This is a genomic window from Microcystis sp., assembly GCF_048564745.1.
Lineage (GTDB): Bacteria > Cyanobacteriota > Cyanobacteriia > Cyanobacteriales > Microcystaceae > Microcystis > Microcystis ichthyoblabe_A.
In genome coordinates this window covers 21,423-27,422 of record NZ_JBLZRT010000018.1, presented here as the reverse complement: position 1 = coordinate 27,422, position 6,000 = coordinate 21,423, and the positions used below count along the sequence as shown (strand labels likewise).

Genomic DNA, 6,000 nt, shown 5'->3' with positions numbered 1-6,000 from the left:
TGAGAAGAATTATGATCTGTTGCAGGTGTAAATCACTTTCCAAGGGTGGTTCATCACTCCATAAATCGGTGGGGGGACAGGTAACTTCTGGTAAAATGTCGAGAGTTGTCATAGTTTTTCCCCTGGCTGGGAGAGTTATCTGATTATAACAGCTATGAGTCAGTAGTAATAGTAGGGTGCGTTACGCTATCGCTAACGCACCAAATAAATTAATGATAGGTGTGGTGCGTTACGACGGATTGTCAGATTCAAGTTTAAGTAGAGATTGTCGCCGTCTAACGCGCCCTAAATTCTGCCAAATGCAGATAGGAAAAACTCAGGCGATGGCTTTAACTTCAACGTTCAATTTCTCTAGCAGCGGCGGGACTTAATTCGCTCATTATTAAGGAAGTCCAAGACAGTAGAAAGCTCCCCAGTAACAATAATCCTAAAAAGGAAAAACCCGAAATTCAACCTATTCCCTGGGATCAAAATCTGGCAGCGTCCCCAGCTTGCGAATGGTCACTTTAACATCCATAGACAAATAGTCATCGGCATCACCAAACCAAGAACCGGAAAGAGGTATAATTTGGCTGGGATGACGAGCGATCGCCACTCGAATTAAATCAAAGCCGGCGGTAATTTGATTAGTCGGATCATAATTACGCCAACCGGCCCCCGGTAGATAAACCTGTAACCAAGCATGGGTAGCACCAGAGCCAGTCATTCCCACTTCACCACCGTCGAGGGCAGCATCGTAGAGATAGCCACTGACAAAACGACAGGCTAAACCCAATCTTCGCAAAGCTTCGATCATCAACCAAGCATAATCGCGACAAGTTCCCGACTTTAGCCGCAGGGTTTCTCCGGGGGATTGAGTTCCTTCACTCTCCCTGGATTGGTAGGTAAAATTATCTTTGATAGCCGCCATCATTCTTGCCATGACATCGAGGGTATCATCTTGATCCCCCGCTACAAAACTTTTGGCCCAAGCTGCCAGGCTGCCGTCGGCATCCTCAGCGTGGGGACGCATAAACACCACTAGATCTGACCATTCATCGGGGGTGTACTGGATGGGAATTTCGATCGCCCGTTGATCGAGGGGAAAATCAGCGATCGCTTTTAAGCCAAAATGTTCCGCCCGTAATCGACAGGTAACGATTAATTCTGACGCTGCTTCAGTGAATTCAAGCCCTACCACGTTGTTAGATAGAGTATCCATAGTCCAGCGCGTTTTGGCGGCAATATTCGCTTCTACAGAATAACTGATAATTCTTTCACCGTGACCGGCACTAGGCAAAAAAATCGCCCGATGTTCCCCAAAAGTTACCGGTTTACGATAATGATAGCTGGTGATGTGTTCCAAGTCGTAGATGACACTCATCCTGATTATCCTTAATAATAAGCTGGTTATAATTGAAGATAAATCCCCCCTTAATCCCCCCTTGATCCCCCCTTAATCCCCCCTTGATAAGGGGGGTATCTGACAATTTTTAACACCCACCCACTTAATCACTGATAACTGATAACTGATAACTGAAATGACCTCTGACCCGTTCCTCGATCAAGCTTGGAATACCGAAGACCTAGAACAAGCGCTTCGAGGTGTCGGCACTATTCAAGAAGAACTCAACTACAATCAGGCACGCAATTCTCTGAGCAAACTTGTTGATCGTCTGGATCTTACCTCGATCGAGAAAATTGGTCTAGAAGCGGAGATCGATCGCCTAGTAGCCCTGCTGGAAAAACTCGATCGATCCCTGATTCAAATTGCCGCTTTTGGCCTGGTGGGCCGGGGAAAATCCTCGATTTTAAATGCTCTGGTCGGTCAAGAAATCTTTACAACCGGTCCTCTACACGGAGTTACCCGCACCATTAAAGGGGTAAATTGGCAGTTAAGCAGCGATGATACTTTCCCCAATCTAGCGCGTCTGACCCTGAACGGCCAGGGTAATGCTCAGGTGCAATTGCTTGATACTCCCGGTATTGATGAGGTAGATGGGCAAACGAGGGAAATTCTCGCCTGTCAGGTGGCGCAGCAGGTGGATTTAATCCTTTTTATCATCTCCGGTGATATGACCAAAGTGGAATTTTCCGCCCTGGCCAAGTTGCGGGAAGCGGGAAAACCGATGATTTTGGTCTTTAATAAAATCGATCAGTATCCGGAAGTCGATCGCCTCGCTATCTATGAGAAAATCGCCTCAGAACGGGTGAAAGAATTACTCTCCCCCGATGAGATTGTTATGGTGGCAGCCTCTCCCCTCTTGGCGGAGACCGTCAAGGGGCAGGATGGGCGGCTAAAAACGCAACGATTTCGGGGAAAACCCCAGATAGAAGCCCTGAAACTCAAAATTTTGGAAATTCTAGAGCGAGAGGGTAAATCGCTCGTGGCACTCAATTCTATGCTGTATGCGGACGAGGTAAACGAGCAAATTGTCGCCCGCAAAATGGCTATCCGCGATCGCGGGGCTAATCAATTGATTCAAAAAGCAGTGATGATCAAAGCATCGGCGATCGCTCTCAATCCGGTGACGGTGTTGGATCTGTTTACGGGAGCAGTTATCGATCTGGCCATGATTCTCGCTCTTTCTCGCTTATACGGCATCGATTTAACTCGTCGGGGGGCGATCGCTCTTTTACAAAAAATTGCCCTCAATATGGGGGGTATTAGTGCCAGCGAATTTTTAGCGGTTTTGGGCTTAAGTTCCCTCAAAGGACTGCTTGGCCTCTCGATTCCTGCCACTGGCGGCATTTCTCTCCTTCCCTATACTTCGATCGCCCTGACTCAAGCGGGAGTTGCCGGTGTATCCTGTTATGCGATCGGCCAAGTGACGAAAACCTATCTCGCTAATGGGGCCACCTGGGGACCCGATGGCCCGAAGGCAGTGGTAGCCAGTATTCTCGATTCCCTCGATGAAACCTCGATTCTCAACCGGATTAAGCGGGAATTAGGCTCAAAATTGGGGGGTGGGGGACTTTTCAGTGATCAGTAAACAGTAATCAGTAATCAGTCAACTGAAGGCAAGAGGCAACAGGCAATAGGCAATAGGCTCCCAGAAAGAATCTGGCAATTCTCCTACCTAAAAAGAAGGCTAGAAACTGAGTAGATTAAAGCTTTTAGCTCAACAAATTTGGTTTTAGATTCGGCCCTTGTGAACTGAAAATTCAAATCTGACCACTGATCACTGATAACTGATCACTGATAACTGATCACTGACTAGATCAATCCAAGAAATGCTTACTATGGACGATCGCCGCTATAATAACTACCGCCCCTTGAATTTGATAGATCAGACGGTAGGCATAGGCAGACTTTTCTCGGATGGTATCATCACTAAATTCGGCGCATTTTTTCGCTTCTAGGGGACAATTTTCTAAAGAATAGCTTATATCAAGAATTCGACGCACGACGGCCGCCGCGTAGGACGGGGAATCTCGACTAATATAAGATGCGATCGCATCCACGTCTTCAATTGCTTTGGGCGACCAGACAAGGCGATAATTCACTCGATCAGCCATTTGTTTAAAAGACCCTCAACTTCTTCTTGGGGGATTGTATTCTCTAGAGAAGCAGCGCTCAAACTTTGACGCACCTTCTCCAGAACGTATAAATGATACTGAATATCTTCAATTGAACAATCATCTGGTAATTGATTCAAGAGGGATTCCACTTTTTGTCTAATGCTATTCATACAAGTTTGACCGAAGTTTTTAAGGAAAAGTATAAATTTAAATTATCTATCAACTATAATCTATAGCAGTTATCTTAATAGTGAGGTACGAAGTATCTGGTTTTAGGGAACAGGGAACGGTTAACAGTAGCCGGTCGCCAAGAGATAATGCCAAATTTCTTTATACTTCATCTTTAAGAGAAACGCTATATCATAGATAGAAAACTAATAGTCACGCATCCTATCTTATGCCATAGTCCCCAGAAAAGCGAGAAAAAGTTAAGAATAGATAAGGTGATTATCTCGCTTTTGTAACATTGGGGCGGGTATTCTGTTAAGAATACTTAATAATTCTCCTATCTGCTCAATCCCCGCAACTTTTAGGGATTATTGACCAATAAGCATCGAGCGGCCACAAGACCCCCCCCAATCGCAGCAATTTTTTGTTACATTAGTTTACAGTTCCCTCAACGCCCCAATGGGTTATTAATTTTAATGTCTTCTTCGGTTCCTTCGTCGGATTTTATACCCTTAATCGGTCAAGAAACAGAAATCTTTAACTGGGCAAAATCCCATTATCGTAATCATACCTTTGCCAAAGATGAAAAAGTAGCCACGCGCCCCGGGCTATTATACTTTGTTGAATCTGGGGCGATTCGTATTGTTGGTAAGGCACAAGTTAACGTTATCGACCAAAAATTTCCCCGTCAACTACCTATTGCCGATAGTGAGGAAGTATTTCTCGGTTTTGTGGGTGCAGGTCAACCTTTTGAGATTGTTTCTCAATTTCCCTTTCAATTACAAGCCCAAGCTCATCTAGACGGAACCGAGTTAGTCTGGTTATACTGGGAAGACCTAGAAAAATGGCCGCAATTGCGATCGGCTGTTATGGAAACTTTTCGCCATCAATACCAGCGTAAGTTATTTTGGTTGAGTATTCTCGGTCAAAAACGCTCCCTCGATCGATTAATGGGGTTCTTGGTTTTATTATTGGAAGAATACGGTCAACCCTGTGTAGAAGGCTATTATCTCCCCTATCCCCTAACTCACGCTCAAATTGCCAGCGCCATCGGCACTACCAGAGTAACAGTAACAAGATTAATCGGTAAATTGCGACAACAAAATTCGATCTTTTTTAAGCAGGATAATCTGATCGGATTGCCCAGTTTATTTTTGAGTCAGAATTAATTTTTCTGCGGTGTTGCTGACTCACGCTATGAATGCTAACTGTGCATCCTATCCAAAAGTTAAGTAGGTAGGCGTTAAAAATCATCAGATACCCCCCTTATTAAGCTGTCCTTTAGTCACATCTTTCTTAACATTTCAAACCTTTGTGGCACAAGGCTTTCAAGACTCGGTTAACAATTTGTAATATTCCTTGTTGACACCCTTACTGACAAAGAAAAAACTGAAATCAAGTCAGGATAAGGGTTGGAGTGCTTACTGCAAAAATTGTTAAGAAAGATCCCTATAAGGGATAGCCCCCTTGATAAGGGGGGTGCCGATAGGCGGGGGGATCTCCCCTTAATAAGGGGGGCATCTGATAATTTTTAACGCCTACCTACTTAGCGATCATTGATTAGGTAATATCCCTTGATCTTTTGATCACTTTTCTAGTAAAATATCTGCTGAAACCCCCATTACTCAATTAACCTAATTATCTACTCCCATGTTAACAAAAATTATTCTCGGGTTACTTTGGTTAGGCTTCGGATTATACGCTTTTTTACTAGCACCACCCGATCAACCAGATACAATAAATTTAATTATCGATCTTTCCACTGGGAAATGGCAAAATATCAACCCGTTAATTATCGCTCTTTTTAACCTGATGGGAGTTTGGCCACTTATCTACACTAGCCTTTTAATTATCGATGGTCGTGACCAAAAAATCATCGCTTGGCCCTTTACTTTTGCCTCCTTTGCCGTGGGTGCTTTCGCTATTTTACCCTATCTAACTCTCCGTCAACCTAACAGCAATTTTACTGGTAAAAAAAATCTGGTCATTAAACTTTTAGACTCACCTTGGTTAGGAGTAATTGCCCTAATTACTGCGGCAATTTTAATCGCTTACGGATTAATTAACGGCAATTGGTCTGATTTTTGGCATCAGTGGCAAACTAGCCGTTTTATTCATGTTATGAGTTTAGATTTCTGTCTTTTAACCCTATTATGTCCAATTTTGCTGCAAGATGATCTAACCCGACGGGGATTAAAAAATCCTTTCCTGTTGCCGGTAATTTCCCTTTTGCCTCTAATCGGTCCGGCAATTTATTTAATTATTCGTCCTCGCTTAGGGGAGAATTAAGGGTAAATTGTCTTGAGCAAACTTAACTATTTCTTGACAAGA

6 protein-coding genes and 1 pseudogene are annotated in these 6,000 nt (G+C 43.9%); 3 read left to right on the top strand and 4 right to left on the bottom strand.

What is annotated here, in order from left to right; translation table 11 throughout:
* Together ACOCD9_RS03210 and ACOCD9_RS03205 are read right to left on the bottom strand one after the other, a co-directional pair.
* A pseudogene (locus ACOCD9_RS03210) lies at window positions 1-112 on the bottom strand (Uma2 family endonuclease); the annotation flags it as partial.
* A gap of 342 nt (window positions 113-454) precedes the next feature.
* The gene (locus tag ACOCD9_RS03205; RefSeq protein ID WP_287703204.1) at window positions 455-1,363 is read right to left on the bottom strand and encodes a transglutaminase family protein; all 909 of its coding nucleotides are present in this window, start codon (window positions 1,361-1,363) and stop codon (window positions 455-457) included.
* A 157-nt stretch (window positions 1,364-1,520) separates the two neighbouring features.
* Here ACOCD9_RS03205 and ACOCD9_RS03200 point away from each other — a divergent pair, with 157 nt between their 5' ends.
* Window positions 1,521-2,972: a GTP-binding protein gene (locus ACOCD9_RS03200; protein ID WP_419546348.1), complete on the top strand. Its 1,452-nt coding sequence runs from the start codon at window positions 1,521-1,523 to the stop codon at window positions 2,970-2,972.
* A gap of 229 nt (window positions 2,973-3,201) precedes the next feature.
* Here the strand turns inward: ACOCD9_RS03200 and ACOCD9_RS03195 are convergent, their stop codons facing one another.
* Together ACOCD9_RS03195 and ACOCD9_RS03190 are read right to left on the bottom strand one after the other, a co-directional pair.
* Window positions 3,202-3,498, bottom strand: coding sequence for a type II toxin-antitoxin system RelE/ParE family toxin (locus ACOCD9_RS03195; protein ID WP_002737690.1), 297 nt, complete (start codon window positions 3,496-3,498; stop codon window positions 3,202-3,204).
* Entirely contained in the window at window positions 3,483-3,671 is a 189-nt protein-coding gene (locus tag ACOCD9_RS03190; RefSeq protein ID WP_002752772.1) for a hypothetical protein, read from the bottom strand. Before ACOCD9_RS03190 ends, ACOCD9_RS03195 begins: the two co-directional genes overlap by 16 nt.
* Before the next feature lie 474 nt (window positions 3,672-4,145).
* Here ACOCD9_RS03190 and ACOCD9_RS03185 point away from each other — a divergent pair, with 474 nt between their 5' ends.
* Together ACOCD9_RS03185 and ACOCD9_RS03180 are read left to right on the top strand one after the other, a co-directional pair.
* Window positions 4,146-4,838: a Crp/Fnr family transcriptional regulator gene (locus tag ACOCD9_RS03185; protein WP_287703200.1), complete on the top strand. Its 693-nt coding sequence runs from the start codon at window positions 4,146-4,148 to the stop codon at window positions 4,836-4,838.
* 481 nt (window positions 4,839-5,319) lie between these two features.
* Window positions 5,320-5,958, top strand: a complete 639-nt coding sequence (locus ACOCD9_RS03180) for a DUF2834 domain-containing protein (protein ID WP_103111894.1) — start codon at window positions 5,320-5,322, stop codon at window positions 5,956-5,958.
* Window positions 5,959-6,000 lie beyond the last annotated feature (42 nt).